The sequence below is a fragment of the Isachenkonia alkalipeptolytica genome, from assembly GCF_009910325.1.
Taxonomy (GTDB): domain Bacteria; phylum Bacillota; class Clostridia; order Peptostreptococcales; family T1SED10-28; genus Isachenkonia; species Isachenkonia alkalipeptolytica.
Genome location: NZ_SUMG01000001.1, coordinates 365161 through 388437, shown reverse-complemented (window position 1 = coordinate 388437; position 23277 = coordinate 365161). Strand labels below are relative to the sequence as shown.

22 protein-coding genes and 1 pseudogene are annotated in these 23277 nt (G+C 43.1%); 9 read left to right on the top strand and 14 right to left on the bottom strand.

Translation table 11 applies throughout. The features are described 5' to 3' along the window. Positions 1 to 920, top strand: a 920-nt coding sequence (locus tag ISALK_RS01835) for an IS3 family transposase (protein WP_160718522.1), incomplete at its 5' end; no start/stop codon positions are given. Positions 921 to 1095: 175 nt separating this feature from the next. Here the strand turns inward: ISALK_RS01835 and ISALK_RS01830 are convergent. Beyond that, positions 1096 to 2148 (bottom strand): hypothetical protein, encoded by a 1053-nt coding sequence (locus ISALK_RS01830; RefSeq protein WP_160718521.1) that lies wholly within the window; start codon positions 2146 to 2148, stop codon positions 1096 to 1098. 253 nt (positions 2149 to 2401) lie between these two features. On the opposite strand from ISALK_RS01830, the gene ISALK_RS01825 reads away from it, so the two are divergent. The 4 genes and pseudogenes from ISALK_RS01825 to ISALK_RS01810 all read left to right on the top strand — a co-directional run. Beyond that, the gene (locus ISALK_RS01825; protein ID WP_160718520.1) at positions 2402 to 2974 is read left to right on the top strand and encodes a DUF6431 domain-containing protein; all 573 of its coding nucleotides are present in this window, start codon (positions 2402 to 2404) and stop codon (positions 2972 to 2974) included. Positions 2975 to 3083: 109 nt separating this feature from the next. Beyond that, entirely contained in the window at positions 3084 to 4352 is a 1269-nt protein-coding gene (locus ISALK_RS01820; protein ID WP_160718519.1) for a DDE-type integrase/transposase/recombinase, read from the top strand. Further along, positions 4345 to 5151: an ExeA family protein gene (locus ISALK_RS01815; RefSeq protein WP_160718518.1), complete on the top strand. Its 807-nt coding sequence runs from the start codon at positions 4345 to 4347 to the stop codon at positions 5149 to 5151. Before ISALK_RS01820 ends, ISALK_RS01815 begins: the two co-directional genes overlap by 8 nt. A gap of 185 nt (positions 5152 to 5336) precedes the next feature. Further along, positions 5337 to 5570 (top strand): annotated as a pseudogene (locus ISALK_RS01810) (transposase domain-containing protein); the annotation flags it as partial. A gap of 139 nt (positions 5571 to 5709) precedes the next feature. Here ISALK_RS01810 and ISALK_RS01805 read toward each other — a convergent pair. Beyond that, positions 5710 to 5886, bottom strand: a complete 177-nt coding sequence (locus ISALK_RS01805; RefSeq protein WP_160718517.1) for a hypothetical protein — start codon at positions 5884 to 5886, stop codon at positions 5710 to 5712. A gap of 71 nt (positions 5887 to 5957) precedes the next feature. Continuing rightward, positions 5958 to 6590 carry a hypothetical protein gene (locus ISALK_RS01800; RefSeq protein WP_160718516.1) on the bottom strand — a complete coding sequence of 211 codons (633 nt, stop codon included), beginning with the start codon at positions 6588 to 6590 and terminating at the stop codon, positions 5958 to 5960. Between the two features lie 234 nt (positions 6591 to 6824). On the opposite strand from ISALK_RS01800, the gene ISALK_RS01795 reads away from it, so the two are divergent. Next, positions 6825 to 7916 (top strand): RNA-guided endonuclease TnpB family protein, encoded by a 1092-nt coding sequence (locus ISALK_RS01795; protein WP_160718515.1) that lies wholly within the window; start codon positions 6825 to 6827, stop codon positions 7914 to 7916. Between the two features lie 638 nt (positions 7917 to 8554). Here the strand turns inward: ISALK_RS01795 and ISALK_RS01790 are convergent. Next, entirely contained in the window at positions 8555 to 8974 is a 420-nt protein-coding gene (locus tag ISALK_RS01790; RefSeq protein ID WP_160718514.1) for a recombinase, read from the bottom strand. A gap of 84 nt (positions 8975 to 9058) precedes the next feature. After that, entirely contained in the window at positions 9059 to 9889 is an 831-nt protein-coding gene (locus tag ISALK_RS01785) for a YitT family protein (protein WP_160718513.1), read from the bottom strand. A gap of 266 nt (positions 9890 to 10155) precedes the next feature. Between ISALK_RS01785 and ISALK_RS01780 the strand changes: the two genes are divergently transcribed. Further along, positions 10156 to 10344, top strand: a complete 189-nt coding sequence (locus ISALK_RS01780) for a hypothetical protein (protein WP_160718512.1) — start codon at positions 10156 to 10158, stop codon at positions 10342 to 10344. A 325-nt stretch (positions 10345 to 10669) separates the two neighbouring features. On the opposite strand, the gene ISALK_RS01775 is transcribed toward ISALK_RS01780, so the two are convergent. The 4 genes from ISALK_RS01775 to ISALK_RS01760 all read right to left on the bottom strand — a co-directional run bounded on the left by ISALK_RS01775 (position 10670) and on the right by ISALK_RS01760 (position 13479). Beyond that, positions 10670 to 11320, bottom strand: a complete 651-nt coding sequence (locus ISALK_RS01775; RefSeq protein ID WP_160718511.1) for a vWA domain-containing protein — start codon at positions 11318 to 11320, stop codon at positions 10670 to 10672. Positions 11321 to 11457: 137 nt separating this feature from the next. Further along, the gene (locus ISALK_RS01770; protein ID WP_160718510.1) at positions 11458 to 12468 is read right to left on the bottom strand and encodes a macro domain-containing protein; all 1011 of its coding nucleotides are present in this window, start codon (positions 12466 to 12468) and stop codon (positions 11458 to 11460) included. Positions 12469 to 12515: 47 nt separating this feature from the next. Then, a complete protein-coding gene (locus ISALK_RS01765; RefSeq protein ID WP_245394400.1) occupies positions 12516 to 12794 on the bottom strand; it encodes a tRNA-specific adenosine deaminase in 279 nt (92 codons plus the stop codon). Between the two features lie 172 nt (positions 12795 to 12966). Then, a complete protein-coding gene (locus tag ISALK_RS01760; protein ID WP_160718508.1) occupies positions 12967 to 13479 on the bottom strand; it encodes an SOUL family heme-binding protein in 513 nt (170 codons plus the stop codon). Between the two features lie 471 nt (positions 13480 to 13950). Between ISALK_RS01760 and ISALK_RS01755 the strand changes: the two genes are divergently transcribed. Both ISALK_RS01755 and ISALK_RS01750 read left to right on the top strand, forming a co-directional pair. Continuing rightward, positions 13951 to 14445, top strand: coding sequence for an RNA polymerase sigma factor (locus ISALK_RS01755; protein ID WP_160718507.1), 495 nt, complete (start codon positions 13951 to 13953; stop codon positions 14443 to 14445). Continuing rightward, positions 14442 to 15383 carry a zf-HC2 domain-containing protein gene (locus ISALK_RS01750; protein WP_160718506.1) on the top strand — a complete coding sequence of 314 codons (942 nt, stop codon included), beginning with the start codon at positions 14442 to 14444 and terminating at the stop codon, positions 15381 to 15383. Before ISALK_RS01755 ends, ISALK_RS01750 begins: the two co-directional genes overlap by 4 nt. Before the next feature lie 82 nt (positions 15384 to 15465). Here ISALK_RS01750 and ISALK_RS01745 read toward each other — a convergent pair whose 3' ends face one another. The 5 genes from ISALK_RS01745 to ISALK_RS01725 are packed head-to-tail and all read right to left on the bottom strand — an operon-like array spanning position 15466 to position 23187. Then, positions 15466 to 18531: a coiled-coil domain-containing protein gene (locus tag ISALK_RS01745; protein ID WP_160718505.1), complete on the bottom strand. Its 3066-nt coding sequence runs from the start codon at positions 18529 to 18531 to the stop codon at positions 15466 to 15468. Beyond that, positions 18474 to 19901, bottom strand: a complete 1428-nt coding sequence (locus ISALK_RS01740) for a hypothetical protein (protein ID WP_160718504.1) — start codon at positions 19899 to 19901, stop codon at positions 18474 to 18476. Before ISALK_RS01740 ends, ISALK_RS01745 begins: the two co-directional genes overlap by 58 nt. After that, positions 19879 to 20640 carry a DUF6063 family protein gene (locus ISALK_RS01735; RefSeq protein WP_160718503.1) on the bottom strand — a complete coding sequence of 254 codons (762 nt, stop codon included), beginning with the start codon at positions 20638 to 20640 and terminating at the stop codon, positions 19879 to 19881. Before ISALK_RS01735 ends, ISALK_RS01740 begins: the two co-directional genes overlap by 23 nt. A 4-nt stretch (positions 20641 to 20644) precedes the next feature. Further along, entirely contained in the window at positions 20645 to 22114 is a 1470-nt protein-coding gene (locus ISALK_RS01730; RefSeq protein ID WP_236660220.1) for a hypothetical protein, read from the bottom strand. Next, positions 22114 to 23187 carry a Wadjet anti-phage system protein JetD domain-containing protein gene (locus tag ISALK_RS01725; protein WP_160718501.1) on the bottom strand — a complete coding sequence of 358 codons (1074 nt, stop codon included), beginning with the start codon at positions 23185 to 23187 and terminating at the stop codon, positions 22114 to 22116. Before ISALK_RS01725 ends, ISALK_RS01730 begins: the two co-directional genes overlap by 1 nt. Positions 23188 to 23277: the final 90 nt, after the last annotated feature.

The window sequence follows — 23277 nt, the reverse complement described above, 5'->3', positions numbered from 1 at the left end:
TAAAGGTCGATCAACGACCTAAAGCGGAGCGTCGGACACCAAAGAATAAACTTTCGGAAAAAGAACGTCAAGATATCTTGATAAAAATTAATGAACCAAAATATCGAGATCTAACCCCTTCTCAAATTGTCCCGAAATTGGCGGATGAAGGTACCTATTTAGCCTCTGAGTCCACCATCTATCGCATTTTAAGAGAAGAAAAGATGAATGCTCATCGTGGTAGAAGCAAAGAACCTATAAAGGCGGAAATTCCTTCTCATATCGCCTATGCACCGAATGAAGTCTGGACGTGGGACATCACATGGCTGAAGGCCGGTGTAAAGGGGGTTTACTATAAGCTTTACCTCATTTTAGACATGTATAGCCGTTTGATTGTTGCCCATGAAGTATGGGAGACGGAAAAAACAAGCTACGCAGAACAACTGATTCGAAAGGCAACGCTTTCCCAGGGAATCACCGGGAGACCATTGGTACTGCACTCAGACAACGGATCGCCGATGAAGGCAGCGACCTTCTTGGCTACCTTAGAAAAACTGGGAGTACAGAGTTCTTTTTCAAGACCTCGGGTAAGCAATGATAACCCCTATTCAGAATCGCTTTTTCGAACAATGAAATACCGTAACAACTTCCCATTCAAGGGCTTTAATAGCCTTGAAGAGGCCAGAGAATGGGCGAAGTACTTTGTTCAGTGGTACAATAATGAGCATTATCATAGCGGCATCAAATTTATTAGTCCTTATCAAAGACATTATCGACTGGATCAAGTAATCATGGAAAAACGAAAAAAGGTGTATGAGCAAGCTAAGCAAAGACACCCGGAGCGCTGGTCCAAGAACACAAGAGATTGGAAATTGCCCGACTATGTAACACTGAATCCAATGAACGAAGAAGAGTTGATTGAACATTCGCAAAATATTTAAATATTATACATAGATAAAAACTTTATGCGACAACTATGTTGACAAACACCGACATGGAAATTTATAACAAGTCTCGAAAAATCATTTTTTAAACTTTCTCCAGAAGTGCTTAGATATTACGTAATTATGTAATCTTTTTTTAGTTCTATGCAAAAGGTATGATTAGTCCTAAGCTTTACCATTTGTTTAGTAGTTCATTGTAGCCAGCATACATTGTCTTTCTAACGGTATTTATATATGCATATTTAATTCGTTTTGTAGGATTTCCAGTAGCCTTTACCATCGGATGCGATAAGTCGGACTCAAGTCTTTTATTATGAATTTCATTACATAACTTAAAAAAGTCAGGATATTTTTTACCGAATCTGCTTGATTTAGAACTTAGAACAGAACCCGGCTTCCCTAAAACGTATTTCCCAATACTTGGATCATGTTGAAATAAACGATCCATTAGTAGGTCGTTAAAAGTATCTAAAATGTTCACAAATGCCGTAATATCACTTTGAACATAACCATATGCTCTAATAATAATGCTTTCTGCACTATCATGATTATCTTTAAGCATTTTTTTCCAGTCTTTTTTTAGCAATGTATACCTTGTAGATTTACCGTTACAAATAAATAATAATTTTTCATGGATCATGCTTGGTTGACTTGCTGCCCTATTTATTATCCCACCATTTTTCAAAACCTTTTGTGCGATGTGATTGATATCATTATATGGTTTGCTTAAAGAATATTTATTAATAATTATTTCATGTGCACTAGTAATAGCTTCATCCACGTTTTCACTTGATAGCAACTTTCTTGCTAATACAGTAAATGATGGTTCTCCGATAAAATCTTTGTTTACGTTTTGAATCAGTGATTTCCGTACAATCCATTCATTTTCTCCCTCAATTATGTCTTTAATAGCCTCATAATTAAAGTATTGTCTCTTCAATAGATAGTTGATAATCGACATCCTATAAGAGGGATTAAGAGGATGTTTTCCCCTTCTACTCCATCTTTCTATTACAAATTCTTGTAGTATTATATGTTCCCTTTCATTAAGCTGGTTAACTATTGCATCCATCATATATGCATTAATATTTTGGTTAATCTCTTGATCTTTTAGATGGCTTAATATTTCTTCAAATACTCTGCGCGAAATATTCCTATTGTAATTCTTGAAATAAGTTGAAATGTTCAGCAATAAGTCGGGGTTATCATATAAAACCTCTATCAACTGTTAAGTTGCAAATTATAGTCTCCACCGACTACGCTTTTACAACAAAATGTTGTTCTCTAAATTATTCTGTTCCTATAGAAGGGTGTTGTATTATGCAACACGCTTTTTTCTTGCCTATTCTCCCATATTCGGTTATTATTTTTTTGTAACAAAAAAGAGAGAAGAAACTATAAGCACTGACCAAAGCACCGTTTCTTCTCTCACCCCCATCCGATTTCTTAAAACTGAAAGAAAACGAAAGGATATAGATATGATACGATTTTTCGATGCTTTTTGCAAGTCCATATTTAATAAAACTTCAGATTTATTACTTTTCACCCAGGCTTGTGATACTTTCTCGGCGGATGATTTTGTCTGTCCGAAATGTGGTAGAAAGCATGCCTGTTCAAACATTCAGTCCTATTCGAGACACCTTATTTCTTATGAAAATGCCACGGTGATCTGTTGTAGGATTTCTGTTCGCCAGGTTCAGTGTTCTTCTTGCCATTCCATCCACGCAGTCCTACCTGACTGCCTGGTGCCTTATAGTTCCTATTCTTTTTCTTTTATTCTAACGGTTCTTCACCGTTACTTTTCAGGTACAAAAACCATTGAAGATCTTTGTTTGCATTTTCAAATTTCCGTATCCACCCTGTATGCTTGGATCCGTCAATTTCAAAAACACAAAAGGCTATGGTTGGGCATCTTACAAGATGGAGAAACCACGGCGATCTTCTTTCTTAAGGAGCTTCTTTCCGGCGCTTTTTCTCCCGATGATTTCTTTTCAACTTACCGGTTTTCTTTTCTTCAATATGCCTTTACGACATTTTCCAATTCTTCTTAAGGATTCATCTTTTCCTTTATCCCCTCCCATATGATTCCGAAATGGATTCGCTCTCCAACCTCCGTTATCATAGTATCTGTAGCAAAACTTAACTTTAGGAGGGATTATTATGCCAAAAATCAATGCATCCGATATGGATATTGCCCACTTCCGGTTCGCGCTCATCGCACCGGTTATTCAGGGTACGTATTTTGAGTCATCAGCTTCCGCTTACTACGCCAAGGTTACAAGAAAACCCCTTACACTTCCTGACGGTAACACATTTTCTTACAATCCTAAAACCTTGGAAAAGTGGACCGAATACTACCGAAAAAAGGGGATGGATGGATTAATGCCTAAGACCCGTTCGGATAAAGGCGCTTCCCGAACCTTGTCGGATACCGCCATTGAAGAGATCTTTCGACTCAAGGAACAGTTCCCCAAGCTTAATGCCACACAAATCTACTTCCGGCTTGTTGAGCAGGGGTTCCTTTCTCCTAAGGTCTCCGTCGCTTCCGTTCAACGATTCATCAAAAAACATGATCTAACGTCTGCCCGCAGTCCCAATGTTAAAGATCGAAAGGCTTTTGAAGCGCCGTACTTCGGATCCCTATGGCAGGCGGACACCTGCTATCTTCCCTATATTACCGAAGACGGCAAGTCCAAAAGAACCTACCTCATCATGATTGTGGATGATCATTCAAGGATGATTGTTTCCGGCCAAATCTTTTATGCCGACACCACCTACAACTTTCAAAAAGTACTCAAACAGGCGGTTGCTTCTTATGGCATCCCACACAAGCTATATGTGGACAACGGTTCTGTATACGTTAACAAGCAGTTGGAATTCATCTGTGGATCCATCGGTACGCTTAAACTTCAAACCCCTGTAAGAGACGGGGCTTCAAAAGGGAAAGTTGAACGAGCTTTTCGAACCCTTAAAAATCGATGGTTACACGGGTTGGATATTGCTACCGTAACTTCCCTTACGCAGTTCAATGCACTGCTTTCGGAGTATATCCGAAGCCACAATACCACGCACCACAGCTCGATCGATTCCACCCCGATCAATCGATTCCTTGGGTCTGAGTCACCGATTGCAACACCGAAGTCCACCGACTGGTTGGATGAATGTTTTCATAACCGGATCAAACGAAAGGTGAACAACGATTCCTGTGTTTCCATCAACAAAGTTTCCTATGATGCCCCCCAACAGTTTATCGGCATGAGTGTGGATATTCGCTTCCTTCCCGATGCCATGGACGAGGCCTTCATTCTCTACGACGACAAGCACTATCCTCTCAAGCCGACGGATAAGGTGGCCAACGCCAAGACCAAACGTAATAACGCATTTGTTCCTTTATATTATTCTCGGCGGGGAGGTGTACAACATGGCTAATTCTTTTTACGGACTGTCTCACAATCCATTCGACAAGCACTTACTTAAAGAATCCGATGCATTTACTTCCGCCGACCATAAATCGATGATGGATCGCCTGGAATATCTAAAAGAGATCCGGGGGATCGGAATTTTTACCGCAAGCCCGGGGATGGGAAAATCCTATGCCCTACGCTGTTTTGCCAAATCCCTCAATGAGAATTTACACCAAATGGAGTATATCTGTCTTTCAACCATCTCCGTCTCGGAATTTTACAAGCAACTCTGTCATGCCCTGGGCTTAGATGCTAATGGTGGGAAAACCACCATGTTTAAAAGCATTCAACAGCGGATTTATTACCTCTACAAGGAGAAGCGTAAACCATTGATCATCGCCATCGATGAAGCCCAATATCTCAACTCCGGTATCCTCAAAGACCTTAAAATGCTCATGAACCATGGCTATGATTCCCTGAACTGCTTTACCCTCATCCTTGCCGGGGAGCCGCATTTGAATAATACCCTGGAAAAACCCATACATGAGGCCTTAAAGCAACGTATTACCGTTCACTATAATTACCAGGGCCTGGACGATACGGAGGTCAAGCACTATATCCACCATAAGCTTTCCAATGCCGGAGGAGCCCCTTCTCTTATCAATGAAGCAGCGATCAGCGCGGCTCATAGTTATAGCCGGGGCAACCCAAGGCTTATCGACAATGTCTTGAGTTATGCCCTGGATCTTGGTGCGCAGATGCAAAAACAGACCATGGATGCCGAGGTCATGATGGCTGCCATTGATGCACAATCATTATATTAATTCATAAGGCTATGACCCCGGTCATAGTCTTATTTAATGAATCCGGTATTTTAGTCCTCCGCTTTACCTAACACAGTGTGTTGTTTCACCGATAAAACTACGGCGTTTCGATTTCAATCTGTCGTTCCTTCACTTATTATGTAGAAAATAACCCGTTGTTTCGTTTATGTTCTTAAGCACATAAACGAAAAAACTATCTTTTCTCTAAATCACCGAAAGGGGCTAGCGCCAGTGCTATTTGCTACTCCATTATTGAAACGGCAAAGGCCAACAAACTAAATCCTTTCCAGTATCTCAACTACTTATTTGAGCAGCTTCCAAATACGGATATCGAAGATCCGAAATCGTTGGATGCTCATTTGCCATGGGCAAAAACCATCCCCGATGAAATTAGGCATAAAACAGAAAAGGATACGTAAACATCAGCCGTTTATCTCTTGGAGATAAGCGGTATTTTTATATATGCTATCAAATTTTAGTGAGCTTGAGTATGTGGGCTGGGTTTGACGCTTACGTATAGACCATTATGAAGATATGAAGGCTTATGATAGTGTCTGCCTACTCTGTTTCATCACTGACGTCACCTCTTTCTTCTACTCTTACATACATTTTCTCAAAGAGAAAAATCGTAGGACATAAAAAGCCGAATACCCCGAGTACAGTTTCCAATCCCAGGGCACTTCCTAGCATAATGCCGATGGTTCCTGTGATTAATGAAATCAAAAGTAAAAACATATTCATTCCCTCCTAAAGATACTGGCTGTTAATTGCTCCCCACCGTAATTCTACATCATCTCTTATTAATATCATAGCCCCCGATTCATTGGGGTAATGGACTCCTCTTCATTATATAGTTTATATTGTATGTCCTGATCATGCCACTGTACCCTGAAAAAATCATCCCGGACCCCTTCATCCTCCAAGGAAATACTTACTTGTTTGGTTATGACTTTTTCTCCCCGATTTCCATAGGTAATGTAATCTCGATCAAAATCGTAAAATTCCTTCCCGGTTACTTCCTGCAGGCTTTCGGGCAAGTACAACCGAACTTTAAAACGGTTCTGTCTCCGGCTATAATCCTTGATGGTTAAGCTTGAATGGATGGTCAGTTCTTCATCGGAGGCGGATAAAGAAATCTCTCCCTCTACAAAATCCACCCCCTGTAGTTCATGGCCATTGATCCGATGAAAGGTTGTTCTCCCCGCATCCACCGTCCATTGCATGACCGGGATGGCAATCAGGACGACTCCGAGGAAAATTAGGATTTTACTGGTGTTTTGAAAACGTTCCAGCTTAAACAAACCCCTCAGTCCAATAATGAAAAGCACCAGGGACACCAGGCCGGAAATATAAACCGTACCGCCGTTTAATCCTATGGGCCGTATAATGTATTCAATAATTGTGTACGAATCATAGGGCACCTCATAGTTTAACCGCAATGCCGAGAAGTCTCCCTCCTCTTAGCCTTCCTTGCTCACAAAGTGAGAGCGTAGGTGGGAGATGAATCGGTGGTTTTGACCTTGTAAAGTGGGTATAAATAGAACACTAGTTTACACCCAAACAAGAGGATAAACATATCGCTAGATAGTAATATGTACCCCGAAAATAAACGTCCAAGATTGCTGAGAAATAAATTACATAAAGAAAGATGTTGAAAGCTAGGAGGAAAAGGGATGAATCGAGCCTTCAAATTTAGAATCTATCCAAATCGCGAGCAACAAGAACTGATTGCCAAAACCTTTGGCTGTGTTCGCTTTGTCTACAATCGGATGCTTTCGGATCGAATAGCCTATTATAAAGAGACGAAAAAAAGTCTTCATAATACCCCGGCGGACTATAAAAAAGAATATGAGTGGCTAGGCGAAGTAGATAGTTTAGCCCTTGCAAATGCACAGTTGAATTTGAATAAAGCCTATGCCAATTTTTTTCGTGACAAATCCATTGGGTTTCCAAATTTCAAATCGAAAAAAAAGAATCATAAGAGCTATACAACAAACGTAGTGAATGGAAATATTAAGCTCGGAACTGGCGAGTTGGTACTTCCGAAGCTTAAAGCTGTAAAAATGAAGCAACATCGAGAGATCCCGAAGGATTATACCCTCAAATCCGTAACAATCAGCCAAACAGCAACGGGAAAATACTTCGCAAGTTTGTTGTATGCATATGAACAGGATATAAAAGTCATAGAACCGAAAGTGTTTCTCGGGCTGGATTATTCCATGAAAGAACTGTTCATCTCCTCCGAAGGGGTACCAGCGGCCTATCCAAGATATTACCATCAAGCCCTTGTAAAGCTAAAAAAAGAACAACGAAAACTGTCCAAATGCCAAAAGGGAAGCCAAAACCGAAACAAGCAGCGAATCAAAGTTGCCAAACTCCATGAGAAAGTGCGAGACCAACGGAAAGATTTTTTGCACAAATTGTCACGGCAGATAACCAATGCCGCTGACCGCGTGTGCATCGAGAATCTGAATATGAAAGGAATGTCCAGGGCTCTTCATTTTGGTAAAAGTGTTTCAGATAATGGATTTGGTATGTTTGTCAGCATGCTAGATTACAAATTGAAGGACCAAGGAAAAGACCTGATCAAAATCGACAAATGGTTCCCAAGCTCTAAACTCTGTAGTTCCTGTGGTGAAAAGAAAGCAGAACTTTCCCTTTCTGAACGGATCTACCACTGTGAAGCTTGTGGAATTATTCTCGATCGGGATTATAATGCAAGCATCAACATCAAAAATGAAGGGATGCGTATGACACTGGGGTAACCTCAACATAAAAACCGTGGGGCACACGGGGTTAGCTCGCTTATGCTGTAGCCGTTAGGCTACTCGAACGAGAAGCCCCCACTTCTATAAGTGGTGGGAGTATGTCACTAATACAACCATGAATAATATTCCGATATATTTCAGTAAATTTTTATTATCACTCACCGAATCACCCTTCCAAAGTTTTCTGATCTTCTCTAATTAATTTATTCTTGATCCCTTTTGGGGCTACCAAATAACAAAAACTGTTGAGAGAAGGATCCTTTGCAACAAGCCGTTATTCTGATGACCATCGAGAAAAATCATGCTCTTGCAAAAAAAATATATTGAAATAACGAAAGAAACATAGGGAATACAACTGCAATAACAAGAGAAACAAGTGCTGCAGAGACAATTCTACTTTACATTTATTTTAAAGACGGGGTTAAAAACAGGAAAAAATCTCAGAAAATTAATCCTGAGACTTCAAGTGATAATCCGATCAAAACCACCGTCCCCGTGTGAGTTTCCCGTGTGAGTTAATGGCAGCTACATCGGCTAAGTGTACTTGGACCGGTGCAAAGGAAAACTGCAAAGAGAATGAGGAAAAGATAACCGCCTGAAGGATCAAAAAAATCCATAGGCAGTTGTTTTGTATTTCAATCAAAATCGTTATACGCCTCCACGGCTTCCACCCAGTCGGCTTTTTCTTCTTTTATCCTTCTCTTAAGCATTTCGGAATCAATTCCTTGAATCTCTCCGATCTCTACCAGGTACTGATAAAACTTTTTCAGGGAAGTGATGTTTGATAATACCGATGCTTTATTGGACCACATGGCCTTTCGAATAAACCAGTCATCGAAAAAGTTGCTTACCTCCTCGATTCCTTCCCGGGCTTTTACCGGTTCATAGTACAGCAAAAAATCGTTGATATAAAACTCCGCATTAAAAAGATGATTCCGAATCGTTTTCTTTCCAAACCCTGATTCCTGAAGCCACTGTTCAAAGCCCTTGAGCAGTACTTTATTCTCATTTCTTACCTTTTCAATTTGCACTTCATGTTCAAACAATTCATCCATAAAAATCCGCCTCTCTGCAGTATAGTTTTTACAATCTTTATGTTCCAAGCTCCAGCATTTTACTCACGACTTTGCTCCTCTGGGCTAGGTAATACGATAATTTCCTAAAACCTCATTCACAAAACCTATGCTGATGAATACGTTATCATCCATGGCTCTGGAATATTGCTTTATTTTTATATATTCTCTTTTACTTACAATCGTGCTGATGATTACTTTTTCTTTCCCGGAAAAGCCTCCCTTCCCGGTGTATAGCGTTGTCCCTCTTTGAATTTCATTGATGATGTATTCATTTATTTCATCGGTTTTATCCGTAATAATCAAGAGTTGCATCTTCTTATTCAGGCCGGCGATTACATTATCAATTACCCCTGCATTCACAATCACACCTAGTAAGGCGTAAAGCCCCAATGTGAATCCGAAAGAGATCCCCGCAAACATAACAATTAGAAAATCTGCCAGCAGCAGTGCCTTTCCGATCTCCATGTTGACGAACTTGGTAATGATCTTCGCAATAATATCCGTGCCCCCCGTAGAGGCATTTTCATAAAAGATGATACCCATACCGATTCCTTGAATGATGACCCCGTAAATCAGATTAATCATTAAATCATCTACTAAGGGCTGGGATATGGGATAAACCATTTCAAACAGGTAAATCATCCCCGATAACAATAAGCTGGAATAAATCGTATAACCGCCAAAATCCTTCCCGATCACGATAAAGGCTAAAATGAACAGGACAATATTGGCTATGATCATCACCAAACCTACGGAAATGATCGGAAAGAAATTGTTCACCACCATAGCAAGGCCCGTAACCCCTCCTACAGCCAAATCTTGGGGGATTAAAAACACATAAAGACCGACGGCCATAATAAATACGCCGAAGTTGATTTTTAAAAATCTTTTCATGGGTTACACCTCATTTCCATACTTTCATCTTACTATATTAATTCGATATCTGGGGGTAAAAGTCCTTTAAAATATCCGGTTTATTTATCATTTTCAGCCTCTTCCCTCCATCCTTAGACCGATCAAAAACCACCCTCGGGATGTACTAAAAAGCAGCCTTCAGACCGTTACCACTTCACGGGATTCATCCTATAATGTACTTAGAGATCAGGAAACAATCCAAGGAAACTTAATCACCAAAAAATATATTAAAAGGAGGAAACAAATTGGAACGATCAATCAAATTAAACAACGATTCTTTTGAACTGAGCATTCCTGAAGAGAATTCAAACAAATTAACAATCATCTTTAAAAGCGCCAAATCCAAAATTGAAAAGGCGATTTTACTTCAAGAAGTTGAGCGGGACCTGGAAAAAGTAAAGGAATTCTACAGCTATGGTAGTTACATTGGATAAGCGGACAAACAACATAGACGCAAAGAAGATAACACTACAAGCTACAGAAAAAAACGTACTTGGACCGGTACAAGGAAAACTACAAAGAGAATGAGAAAAAGATAACCGCCTGAAAGATCGGAGATACCGATGCCTTGAGGCGGTTATTTTAGTGTATGTCAATGTTAACAACATTTCATGGGTTTTTTATTACTAGTTCAATTTAATTATACAATCAAGCAATATATTCTTCATTATTAATCCCCCTTTTTTATTAACCGTACTCATATTGTACGGCTTGAAGACGATCCAATTTTCCCCCTGCCCTTCTTATCCCTTTGAACCATCATCGTTTTTTTCTTTTTTCATAATCCTGATCGATTTTTTCCTTCCAATCACTAGCAACGGAACCTTTTTCACGAAGCTGACTTACGGTATCACTGATCACATCATAATTGAGTCGGGTTCCTTTGCTGTCTGCGTGGTAATTCGCGGCTCTGTCTTTTGCTATGCCGAAGCGGTCGGCCACCTCTGCAGCATCGATATTAGCTCCTAGAAAGATAAACTCCCACTCATAGTTTTTCTTTTGATGATCAATCATCTTGTTAATCTGATTATAAGAATACTCCACACTGGCATTTTCCAACCCGTCGGTAATAATGACAAACATCACTTTTTCCGCCCGTTCTTCCTCGGTTGCTCGTCTTTGGACATGGATCATCTTACTGATTGTTTTACCTACAGCATCCAATAAGGCCGTGGTTCCTCTAACAAAGTATTCCTTTGCCGTAATATTGGATACCTCCCGAAGATTGTAGCGGTCATGGAGCATTTCGTATTGGTCATCAAAGAGTACCGTCGTAATATTGGCATCCCCCGCTTCTTTTTTCTGCTTCATTAATACACTGTTGAAGCCTCCGATAGTATCGCTTTCCAACCCCGCCATGGACCCGCTTCGATCTAAAATAAATACCAATTCCGTTAATCTTTTTTTCATGGTTATCCCTCCATTTACTTTGATAATGTAAGGATACAACATTTGAACCGCTAAAAGGTCCCTTAGGAAGGGACCTTTTTTTGATTGTTTTATAATTGATTTAATTAATTTAATTCCTTTGATTGCTTTGGTTGGTCTTATAGCCCAAGGAGATTTTCGTCATAGGCAAAGAGTACCTCGTTGATCTCAAATATATTGTAATTCTTTGATTCAATAAAATAACTGATTATCACATCAAAACGACTACTTCTAGAAAGGGCATAGCCGGACTTCAATAACAGGTCCTTCGTTTCATCCAAATTAAGCTTCAAGGCAATGGCAAAGGCCAGTACGGTTTGCTTAGTCGGGTTATAGTTATTTTCATTTCTAATCTTCGAGAAGGTCTGTTTTGAGACATTGGCTTTTTTGTATACCTCAGGATCCTTCAATCCCTTTTCATCGATCAACCGTAACAACCTTTCGGAAAAGGATTCATCCAAGTGCTCTAAAACATCATCCAGGGATTTCTTCTTTCGTCGATCCGGTTCCGCTATCATTTCTTCTGCTACATCCGGTTCTGCTCCTTCGTAGTAAAGCATTTTCCTGTATTCTAGCCTTGAGGCGCTGTGAATCCGATGTTCATCAATATAATGATCATCAATATAAGCTTCCACCGATGCAGACAGATTTGCTGATAATTGGTAGGCCTTTTTATCATAAACCACCAGATATACCATCATCTCATTAAAAAGAAGAAATTCTCCGATGGAACGAACCGCAATGTTTAAGGCAAGGTCTTTGGGAAAACCATAAGCCCCGGAGGAGATCAAGGGAAAGGCCATACTTTTAAAACCCTTCTCTTTTCCAAGCTTCAGGGCATTTTTATAGCAGTCGCTTAAGCGTTCCTCTTCGCCGCTGTTTCCATCTTTCCAAATAGGCCCCACCGTATGGATAATATGGCGGGCCGGTAGGTTGAAGGCTTTTGTTAGAGCGCACTGTCCCGGAGGGAGTGTCCCCATTTGTTGAGTTTCTTCTCGTAACCGGGGGGCTTCTATTTTGTGGACTCGACCATCCACCCCTGCGGTGCCATGCATTTTGCTATTGGTGGGATTTACGATAGCATCCACATCCATTTTTGTCAGATCATTTCTTAGGATTTCAAATGGCATTTCATCACCTTTTTCCCGATTATTATCAATCCCTTCCTACTACTTTATTATACTCTTTTATAAAATTGTCGATGGAGCTGACGCATTTCCTCTTCCAGTTCCGGAACCGGTCCATCTATGATGGAATCGCGAATAACCTCTTGAATAGGCAGGTTCCGAACCCGTGATGGAGGTACGCCCATTTCATCCAACCATTGTACCAACTGCTTCGAAGAACTTGCATAAACAATCCTACCTAAACCAACCCACCCATGGGCTGCAGCGCACATAGGGCAATGTTCCCCAGAGGTATATACCGTCGCTTTACTTCTTTCTGACCGTGTCATATTTGCTGCTGCCCATCGGGCCAACGCAAATTCCGGGTGTTGTGTATGGTCACCTTTCTCCAAGGCAGTTCTCGCTAGTTCAACACATCGCCGCAGGTACTTCAAATCTGAATTACTTATCATTATGGAAGCCTCCTTATCAATTATAAAAATCATTCTTCGAAATTAAACACTACCCCTCATCCTTCACCCGTATCATCACTTCATTGTGCTTGAATGCACCGGGAATAAAGGGCGGGTTGAAAAAGGCCACCTTGGCGCTTCCCTCCACCGGCAGGTTCTTTTCCTTCATCCAATCCAGCAGAAGTTTCTCTTTTTCCTTTTCCAGTTTGCTATTGGACGTTCCCCGATAAAGAATTACCGCATAACGTCCCCCTTCCATCTTTGTGATGGTAAGCCGAGCATCCACGGGTTTCGGAGGATTCGAGCCGAAACGCTTCGGCACCACAAAGGACATTCGGTATCCCTCTTCATTTTTTCCTTCAATCACCGGTACCGTCATGCTGATCTTCGTCTTTTCCTCATTCTTATCAGAGATATAATTGAATATTGTTCGGAATCCTTCACTGGATTTCGGGTCTTCTTTGCTAAAGTACGTGACCATGAAAAATTTTTTATAATCTCTTAGCTCAAAGGGCTTATCCGTCAACACCACTTCATATTCCGGTCTTTCATAGTATCCCATTGTATACCCTCCCGGTCTTTTCTTTATATGTACCCAGGAATTTAGGGTTTAACATCGGTGAATTTTCCTGCACACTGCACCTTACATACTGCGTCCTTCACACTGCACCTGCCACAGAGAAAAACCGCTTTTAAACTAGAAGATCCCTTTTCAGGATTGGTCGCAGATCGCAATACTCACGCTTACGAAAAGATTGCTATTGCCATGTTGCAGCCGCAGTAGAAAAAGCACTCAGCCCTTTGTTCTGGCTCAAGGAGAACAAAAGAAGCATCCCCCTGTCCTCCCCGATTTCATTTCCGTATTCCTTCTTTCAAAAAAATGGTGTATCATTAACAAATAAAAATGGATTCCAACCAATTCCAAAAAAATCCGAAAGAAATGCTAAAGAAACTCCAAAGAAACTCGAAAATTTTTCTACAATTTTGTAAGATTTTCGTTTTTCCCGCGTCTTATAACTGAGGAGGTGAAAAAGTGATTGAACTCGAAGACCTATATGAACGATATTTCCCCTCGGTATATCGCTATTTGCTCAGTATTACCAGGGATCAAAACTTAGCGGAGGATTTAACCGCCGAGACTTTCATGAAAGCCCTGGAGGGGATCGAGGATTTTAATGGCGGCTGCGACATAAGAGTATGGCTTTGCCAAATCGGAAAGAACAGCTATTATTCCCATCTTCGAAAACAGGGGCGGGTGGATATCGTGGCGGAGATTCCCGAGGATAAAGGGCCCTTTTCTGAGACCTCCATGGATACCCGTCTGATGAATGAGGAGACCTCCCAAAAGATCCACCGCATCCTGCACCATATGAAAGAGCCCTACAAAGAGGTGTTTACCCTGAGGGTTTTCGGGGAGCTCAGCTTTAAAAGGATCGGAGAGATCTTTCAGAAAACGGAAAACTGGGCCTGTGTCACTTTTCATCGAAGCCGAAAGAAAATTTTAGCGGAATTGGAGGAATCACCATGAAAATAGATTGTGAAGCAAAGTGTGATGTGATCAACGATCTCTTGCCCCTTTACCAGGAGGGACTGTTGAGTGAGGCATCCGTCGAACTGGTTGAGGCGCATCTTAAGACCTGCGGTGCATGCAAAAAGGAAGCGGATACTTCTATAAACGACGCTGCTTCCCTAAAGAGCTACGAAAACATCGAAGGTAATGAAGCGGCCGCTACTCGACAAGGGGACATCGAAACTTTTAAAAAAATCCGAAAAAAAATCACCTTGGGTAAAGTGAAGGGAATTCTCCTTGCGGTACTTGGAAGTTTGGTCATGGCCATACTGATCATTACTTATCTCACTGCACCGAATTATCTGCCCTATAATGAAGAACGGGTAGGGATCATTGAAGGATCGGACAACAAGGTTTATTTGGAGTTTGGTGAGGATGTGGCGGGTTATGATATCCATCCCTACGAAAATGACGCAGGAGACGGGGTTGAATATCGAATTAGCACCTGGGATAATCTGTGGAGCAGTGTTTTTCCTCGGCGAAGCTCTTCCATGATCGTTCTAAACCCTGAAGGGGAAAATCTTAGCACTATTTTCTACTACACTACCGATGGACAGCCGGACCAAGTGATTTACGGGACAAATCCCTATCCCAATGGGGGATCTTTAACCTTGCCAAGACTCGCCCTCAACTACTATGTGATACTGGCAGCCTTTTGTTTCCTGATCGCCCTAATATTTTGGAAACTTTTTCGAAAGCAAGGAATCCGGCGATTCTTTGAAGTAGCCGCGATGTTTTTCGGCTCCTATGTACTCTCCCACGGCATGCTCCATGGCCTCAGCGCCACCACTTACTCCATCCTTCGGGACTTTACGGAAATTATGCTGCTGAGTGTAACGATTTTTATGATTTTGTTGATTCTTCGAAAGGTTTTGGTTGCGAATAAAAAGCAGTGAACAGAAAGGGGACGGAGGTAGTTGGTTTTTTTGAATCAACTACCTCCGTCCCCTTTGTGTCCCCTTGTCAGATTGTCCGGTCTTACATGATGCGACCGCCGTGGAGGACTTTTCCCTTATGAAGTTTTAATTCCCAGAACACCGGGAAGCGCTCACTGATTTCCACTTTGATGATTTCCGGTGCGGCGAAGCAGATCAGCTGGAAATTCAGCTTGTTGGCGATTTCGAATATGGGGTCCAGTACGTGCTTTGCCGAGGCTTTCCCGAAGGGATTGTCCAGCAGCAGCACCGTGGAGGGGTTTTCGTTACCGGTGTGCTTTTTCTTAAAACTCATGATCATCATGATCACAAAGGTGTTTACCGATAATGTCTGCCCACCGGAGCCTTCGGGCATATCTCCCTCCCCTTTATTGATGGCTTCCCAGGTGGTGTAGTATTCCTCTCTTGCCCGGGCAAAGCGAAACTCGTTTCGCTCACTCATTTTATAAACCAGGAGCGTCGGATATCTTCCCTGAAGCGCCTTGGAAAAGAGGACCACATCCCCCATCAGATTCTTATACACTTTCTCGTCCAAATTCGTGATGTCCTCGTTTTTCTCCAAAACCTTCTCGATGGCTTTGATAAAGTAATCTTCCAAAAGAACGGTGATCTCACCCTCATCCCGGGGCAGTCGTTCCGTACCCTTCAACTTTACGAGGGGAAAGGCGTAGCCCTGTTCATTGGTATAATTCATTTCCCCCACCATGGTTTTCAGCGCCTCAACCATACGGATCACGTGGATCGAGGCCCGCTTGGTCCATTGACTCATAGCCTCCTCGGCCTTTTGTTTATCCCGGGAAAGACTCAACAGCTCTTTTTCAAAGTTCTGCTTCATACTCTCAAAGGTGATGCGGTTCTTCCGAAAGTTCCCGATTTTCGCACCTTTCAAGGTTTCGATGATTTTTTCCTTCAGCTGATCCTCCACTAAATCCCTGCGAATCTCTTGGATAAAGGCTTCCCGGTTTCTTTCTCCCTCTTCCTCGGTCTTGCTAATGGCGTTTATGTTTCGATGATATTTCAAAATCCATTCATCCACCATCTGGTCCGGGTTGTTCTGTACTTTTTCCTTCAGAATGTCCTCGGCTTTGGCTTTCGTAGGATCTACGGGATAGATGCTTTTCATCTTGATCAGATTGGTTTCCACTTTTCTTTCTTTCTCCCGACTACTCTCCAGTTCCTCCTCGCAGATTTTCAGATATCGTTCATTGTCCCTGATATTTCTCTCCACCAAGTCCAGCTCACCGGAAAGTTCCCGATCCTCGAGGAGGGTGGGTGCCCGCTGATGATCCTTTCGGATCTGTTCTTCTTTGTCCCTAAGACTTCTTTGCAAGGTGTTTAAGGCCCCCAGGATCCGATCTTTATCGGACTGTCGGGTGCTTTTTTCCTCCCGGAGTTTTCCGATCGCCTTTTCCATGCTTTTTATCAATACTTCGATTTCACCCATGGTCATAGCAAGATCCCTAAAGCTTTTCCAGTCGCCACTGAGCTTTTCCAACTCCGCCAAAATCTTATGATAGCTTTCTCGATGATGCTTCAGATCGTTTTCCAATACCGCAATATCCGAATGATTTTCCGTAATGCTTTTTTCCAGGGCTTTTCTTTCCTTTACCAGAATCCTCAGTTCCTCGCTGTTGATTTTCATATCCGGTGGCTGCTCATTTCTAAAGCTTTCCTTATCGTCATGATGGTACTCCGCCCCGACGTAAACCTCTTTTACCTCTTCCAGGATCCTTTGCAGCTGATACTCCCACGTTCGATACTGCTCCCGGACCTTCTCTTCGAAGTTTCGGATCTCCTCCAGGGTTTCTTCCAGGTTTTCGATGTTTTTTTCAATCCCCTTCAGATCCCGACGGACAGCGGTGATTCGAACCTCTTCCTCTCGAACCTTCTCCGCCCTTTCCATATAGTCCCTTAGCTGATCGATCCCATGACGTAAGTTTTCCTGTTTCTTCGTTTCCGCCTTCAGGATATGGATCGTCTTTTCCAGTTCTCCTTCCTTGCCTGCTTTCCCTTCGCCTTTCAGGCGTTTTTCCTCTGTGAAATTTTTCTTTTCTTCTTTCCGATTTTCCCACTCTACCTGTAAGTCCCGGGCCGTGTCCCCCTCCAGGATGATGTTTATATCTTGGCGAAGTTTTGCAATTTCCGTGAGGTCTTCTTTGATATTCTTTTCCGTCTGCCCAAGACCGGCGATTTCCCGGTCCATATCCGCCTTCCAGCCCATAAAAAACTCCCGTTCAATCATGTGCTCCCCTTTACCAGTGACGGTTTTAAAGGTCTGCTTTCCCGACTGATTCATATCGGACCGTACATAAATGGGTACCAGATTGTGCAGAAATAAATCCTTTGGAATGTTTTTTTCAATAATTTCCCAGTCCCGCTGATTTCCGATTACAATGGCGTAGATAAAGCCGGGATCACTCTCCAGGATCTCCCGCCGCTCTTCTTCATCGGTTTTCATCAGATATTCGTTGCCGGTCTCTCCGTGGATTCCCAGCTTTTCCATCTCTTCTTTGATTGTGAGAATATCCCGGTTCGGAACGAAGTAGTCTCCCTTATTCAGGGAACGGTCCATGTTTTTCTCCCAGATTCGTCTTTGCAAGGCTTCCAGCTTTTCTTTCTTTTCGGCTTCCAGGGTTTTTAAGGCCTCCAGCTTTTCCTTGAACCAGGCATGAGTTAACAGGCTCCCGTCGTAGCTTTCCATCAGCTGTTTGGATATTTGTCGAAGGGTTTTACCTTCGTAGGCTTCCTGCTGATGAATTTCCTGCTGCAGTTTATCCATTTCCTTTTCCTTGGCGGTAACTTCCATATCCAGGCGGTCCATGCTTCGGTTTAGTTTTTCGATCTCTTTTCGGTAAAGCGCTTCCTTCTCGGCGTTTTTCTCCGAGGTCTCCTTCGATGTTTGGTAGTGATTCTCCAGCTCCTCCAGGATCCGTTCGGGATACAGCAGGCTTAAGGGATCGTAAGACTCCTCCAGCTTCTTTCGAACCTTGCTTAAATCCTCTTCCTGAAGAGAGAATCGGTTGATCTGCTTTTCCATCGTTTCCACGGTTTTTAGGTATTCTTTTTTCTTTCGCTTAAGGCCTTCCCTTTGCTCCTCGATGTGGTGCATATAGCCCTGGTATCGGTCCTCTTCCTGCTTCCAGTGTTCTTTCCGTTCATTCCACTCTGCAATAATTCTCCGTCGAGGGCTTTTGCCTTTTGGCGGTTCCCGGATTCCTCCAGGATTTCCATAAGTCGCTGTTTTTCCTTTAGGGTATCTTCCATCAACTGTTCTTTGGCCTTCTTTTCCTCTAACAATCGGTTCACCTGATAAAGCAGAAGTTCCTGATTCTTCTGTTCGATTTTTTCGTGGATTCCCCGAAGCTCGTCCTCCAGGGCCCGAACTTTTTTCTCTTCTCCTGTTAGCTCCATACGCTTTTGATTGTAGGCGATATTATCTTTTTCATAGGCCAGGCGGCCTTTTTCCTCCAGGGCTTTTTTCTCTTCCCCTTTCCATTTTTCAACGGCTTGACCAATGAGTCCCGCCTCATCTTTTAGCGTATAGTAAATGGCATTTCCCTCATGGTTTAAGCGATCCTTCTTGTCCAGATATCTCGAGCCGCTGTCGGCATTTTTCATTAAGGGATCGATCTTGGCCAAAAGCTCCTTATAGTCCCCCTCCCGCTTTTTCAATACGGGAAGATCCTTGGTGATGGACAGATTGCTTTTAAACATCTCCACCAAATTGTTTTCCTCATCCGGGGAATAGGTCCGAAGATTTTCACTGATGGCGGGAAGAATGATTTTATCAAAAATGGATTTGTTATCTCCGGCGCCGGTAAAGTAGTCTCCCACCCCGCCTTCGGATTTATTGATTTCCTTTAAATTTCTCCATTCACTTAAATACAGGCCCTTGCTTAGCAGATGGTTGTAATACCGCCCGTTTTTATTGCTTGCGTCACTTTTGCTGAACTTTCGAAAATCCTGCTTATGCTCATCAATGAAGGCTTCCAGGGCGGATAGATCCGTGGCCTCTTGGCTGTCCCGCTGATATAGGGGAAGTTTGTCCACGGTAAAGTAACTGTGGCCCTGATATTCGTGGGTGTATAGAAAGTAGGAAAGACCGGCCTGGTCCTCCTCTTCCCCTTCCGTATTTTTGATCCGGGATTTTACCGCAATCCCCGTAATCAGTCGCCTTTCCGGCTCCGTATCCAGTACCCATTCCAGAACCACATGGAAGGTAAAGGACTGCAGGTTGTTTCGACGATCCCGAAACATCCCCACCACTTTATTGCCGTTGCTTTTTCCCCATTTGGTTCCCGGGAGCATCAGTTGAAAAATCAGCTGCATCATTACCCCCTTGCCGCCGCCGTTAAAGAGCGTAAAGAGGGTATGGTCCGCCGCATCTTCTCGGGTCAGATCGAAGATGGAGTTTTCGTGTTCCTTTTGCATTCCGTCGTATTTGCAGCCCGTCAGTCTAATTTTCGTCAGTTTCGGCATTCTCCCGCTCCCCTTTGCTTTTCTTGATCAGTTCCATAATCTCCTCGTACCGGTCTCCTCCGTGATAAAGCTTTTCCAATCGTTCATAGAGTTCTTCCTTGGGAATGATTCGATTCTCCCGGGGCAGCGTAATGATTAGCCCCTCTTTTTCCAGGGGCTTTAAGGCTTCATGAATAAAGCCCAGGCGGGTTCCTTTGGACAGGGAAAATCCCACACCCTCCTTCGCCTCTTTGGAATGGGACATCTCCACGGACCACAGTTGATGAATTTCTTCAATGGCGATGGCAAAGTCCCGGGCGAAGTCTGCTTCCTGTTCATTTCTCTTGATCCAGGATTCCAGGGTTTCGGAGATGATCTCCTCCAGCTTGTAATAGGAAATGGCCCCGTCCTCAATCCGAAAGGAAAAATTGTTTTCCCGATCAATCTCCGCTAAATAGATACAGATAATGATGTTGGCCAGATAAAAATGTTTTTTCCGATCCAGCTTGTATTCCTCTTTCATCTTCGTATAGGTCGTGGCAAAAATAGAGCCCTCCCCCTGTGCCACCAGATGGAGGTTCTGCCGAGTGGGAATAACCCGAAGCCCGCCTTCCTCCGCAAAGCTTTTGACAATCTCGCTTACGGCATTATTATCATAAAACTCCGCCGCCAGCACGTCCCCGGCGGGCAGAATTTTTTTATCAAACAGATGAAAAAACACTTCTCCCGCTTTTTTAATCTCTTCACTGCTATAGCTCATGGGCTCACTCCTCTAGGTAAATGGTGTAGGGGGAAATCAAAACTTCCTCCCAAAGAAGGACTTCTCCGGCATCCTCTATTGCCGAGGTAATCCGTTTTCCGTGTAGTTTGTGAAAGTCCGGGTTTCGGTCGCACAGGGCCTTATAGACCCGCAGCCGTTCATCTTCTCCGGTATGAAATCGGTCCAGCTTCACATCGGCGATCACAAACATCATGAATAAATCGATGTTCTCCCGCTGCTTCAGCCACTTCCCCTGTTCCGGTTCGCTTTTCTCATTGAGGGATCGAATCGAGAATTTCCCCTTCTCCAGCAGCTCCCGAAATACGTCTTCGTAAAGCTCTGTCAGCAGCTCCCAGTCGATTTCCCGAAAGGTCCAGTCCTCCTCTAATAGCTCCTCCCGGGCATGCTTAAAGGTTCTTTTCCGATAAACCTGCTGTTCTCCCCAGGCCCAGTCCATGGGATAGATAAAATCCGTCTTCGGGGAAAAGAGCGGGGCCACCACGGCTTCCAGATCCTCGATTTTTTCCAGTCCGTTTTTTACAATGTGGTTTTGCCAAATATCCTTTTTAAAACTATGGCTGGCGGTGTTCCAGAAACTCTCCGGGTATTTTACCCGAATTTCCATTTCCAAAGCGAAATTTTCCGTCACCAGCTTTGCCAGACGATCATGCAGGGCTCTTGCCTGGCCCAGTTTTTCGAACATGGTTTCCGCTTCCTGTTTTTTCTCCGTGGGCAGGGCATCATAGCGGCTTCTCCAGGTAAACATATCCTCAAACACCTTTTGTTCCTCGTCAAACTGTGCTTTGATTTCCTCCTCGGACTTGTTTCCCCGGGAACTTTGGTCAAAGAAAATATTTTGGGGATCCCGAAGGATATCCCTGCGGTATTCCCTCTCCCGGGTAATCAATGTTCGGACCCGGGCCATTAAGTTATCGATACTCCCCTGGGCTTTGGTGAAGTTCCCGGTTTTAATCAGCTGCAGGGTATAAAACTGCTCTAAGTCAAAGCCGAACTCTTCAAGGATTTCCCGGGTAATAAAAATCATCTCCTGGCTTTCCTCCGTCAACATATACACCGTGGAGCCCCCCTGTTCCCAGTGGCTATGCTCCCGGTCCACTTTGAAATAACGAAAGGCAAACTCCTCTTTTCTTCCCGTCTCTTCATGAAAAATCCTTGTTTTAAAACTTTCCTGCTTCATCGGGTCCCGAAACCACAGGGTTCCGTCCACTACCCGCTGAGTAGCCTCGGGGTCGTAGCTCAGATCCATCTCCTGCAAAATTTTCTCCGCAATAAAAAGCATATCCTCCCGGGTTCGATGATGATTTTCCCGAAGCTCCCGAAGAAAGATATTTTGAATCAGCAAAAAGCAGATTTCAAAGCTGTATTCATTCAGCGGTCCCAGGTCCATCCCTCCGCCCAGCATCCGCATGGTCTGCATTTTTTTCATACGATTGAAAAATCCTTTTTCGATCATCATCTGCCCACCTTCAGTAAGTACTCATAGTTGATCAGTTCCTGGGGAATTCGCCGGTCCGACGCCCAAAGGTCCCGAAGCCTTAGGATCTCCTCCGGGGTTAAGCGGTCCTTCATTTCATCCAGGAAACCCTCCAGATACAGGGGATTCTTATTTTGCACTTTTCCGGGATACTTTTTCTCACACCGCCGGATCAGATGCTGATAGGCCTCACCCTGCAGCTGAATGTCCAGCTCATCATAACGGGTTTTCAGCCGATGGTAAATTCCCAGGCCTTCCCCGTCGAAATCTCCGAAATACAGTATTTTCATAGCTTTGGCATCCGCAATTTCCTCCAGAAAAGATAAACTTTCCTCGATCTTTTTTCCTTCCCCGTAAATCAGGGCGTCGGCCTCAAATCCGAAAATACTGCCAAGATCCACTGCGGCCCGTTTATAGGTGAAAAAGGTGGAGTGATTTTCCAGGATCACGATTTTTCTGATGTGTTTTACCCCTTTGTTCCAGTAAATGAACATCTCCCCGTATTTTTTCATCTTCAAATTTTCATAGTCCAGCTTTAAGCGCTTTAAAATGCCGTATTTGCCCTTTGCCGTGTCTTTTTTGCTTTTTAAGTATTTTTCATCATAAAAAAGTTCCAGGGAACGCTCCTCCACACTTGCCCACTTCCGTTGATCCCGACTTTTTAAAAAAGCATAGATGTTTTCGATATATTCCCATTCCTCATCCCTTTGATATTCGGGATGGTTGTGGTAGTAAGCAAAGTCCAACCGATCGGAATACCGAAGGACTTTCGACGGATCCCACCGGTGATTGCTCCCTTCTTCGATTACCTGCCAGCGGTTACTTAGGGGCGGGTTTAATCCGTTATAACCCGAGGCTTTGATTTCTTTCAGCTTACCCTTTTCTTTAAGTCTTTGCACCCCGTTGTACAATGCCCGGTAGCCTCCCGCCTCATGATAATAATGGGCCCCTTTGTAGCGGTCAATGACGTTATTTATCAGGCCCTGCAGCTCAAATCGTTTTCTGTTTTTTTGCTGCAGCCCTTTTATGTATTTTTCGATGATTTTTTCCATGGGTCACCTGCTTTTATGGTTTTTTGATCAATGACTCAAACCTTCTAATTACCATTTTAACCCTTCACGGACTTTTCGTGAAGGGGTAAA

Excerpts from the sequence above, each read along its gene's own strand:
- ISALK_RS01825 (WP_160718520.1), top strand. The coding sequence starts at position 2,402 with ATGATACGATTTTTCGATGCTTTTTGCAAGTCCATATTTAATAAAACT.
- ISALK_RS01820 (WP_160718519.1), top strand. The coding sequence starts at position 3,084 with ATGCCAAAAATCAATGCATCCGATATGGATATTGCCCACTTCCGGTTC.
- ISALK_RS01815 (WP_160718518.1), top strand. The coding sequence starts at position 4,345 with ATGGCTAATTCTTTTTACGGACTGTCTCACAATCCATTCGACAAGCAC.
- ISALK_RS01805 (WP_160718517.1), bottom strand. The coding sequence starts at position 5,886 with ATGTTTTTACTTTTGATTTCATTAATCACAGGAACCATCGGCATTATG.
- ISALK_RS01795 (WP_160718515.1), top strand. The coding sequence starts at position 6,825 with ATGAATCGAGCCTTCAAATTTAGAATCTATCCAAATCGCGAGCAACAA.
- ISALK_RS01790 (WP_160718514.1), bottom strand. The coding sequence starts at position 8,974 with ATGGATGAATTGTTTGAACATGAAGTGCAAATTGAAAAGGTAAGAAAT.
- ISALK_RS01785 (WP_160718513.1), bottom strand. The coding sequence starts at position 9,889 with ATGAAAAGATTTTTAAAAATCAACTTCGGCGTATTTATTATGGCCGTC.
- ISALK_RS01775 (WP_160718511.1), bottom strand. The coding sequence starts at position 11,320 with ATGAAAAAAAGATTAACGGAATTGGTATTTATTTTAGATCGAAGCGGG.
- ISALK_RS01770 (WP_160718510.1), bottom strand. The coding sequence starts at position 12,468 with ATGCCATTTGAAATCCTAAGAAATGATCTGACAAAAATGGATGTGGAT.
- ISALK_RS01765 (WP_245394400.1), bottom strand. The coding sequence starts at position 12,794 with ATGACACGGTCAGAAAGAAGTAAAGCGACGGTATATACCTCTGGGGAA.
- ISALK_RS01760 (WP_160718508.1), bottom strand. The coding sequence starts at position 13,479 with ATGGGATACTATGAAAGACCGGAATATGAAGTGGTGTTGACGGATAAG.
- ISALK_RS01750 (WP_160718506.1), top strand. The coding sequence starts at position 14,442 with ATGAAAATAGATTGTGAAGCAAAGTGTGATGTGATCAACGATCTCTTG.
- ISALK_RS01745 (WP_160718505.1), bottom strand. The coding sequence starts at position 18,531 with ATGCACCACATCGAGGAGCAAAGGGAAGGCCTTAAGCGAAAGAAAAAA.
- ISALK_RS01740 (WP_160718504.1), bottom strand. The coding sequence starts at position 19,901 with ATGCCGAAACTGACGAAAATTAGACTGACGGGCTGCAAATACGACGGA.
- ISALK_RS01735 (WP_160718503.1), bottom strand. The coding sequence starts at position 20,640 with ATGAGCTATAGCAGTGAAGAGATTAAAAAAGCGGGAGAAGTGTTTTTT.
- ISALK_RS01730 (WP_236660220.1), bottom strand. The coding sequence starts at position 22,114 with ATGATCGAAAAAGGATTTTTCAATCGTATGAAAAAAATGCAGACCATG.
- ISALK_RS01725 (WP_160718501.1), bottom strand. The coding sequence starts at position 23,187 with ATGGAAAAAATCATCGAAAAATACATAAAAGGGCTGCAGCAAAAAAAC.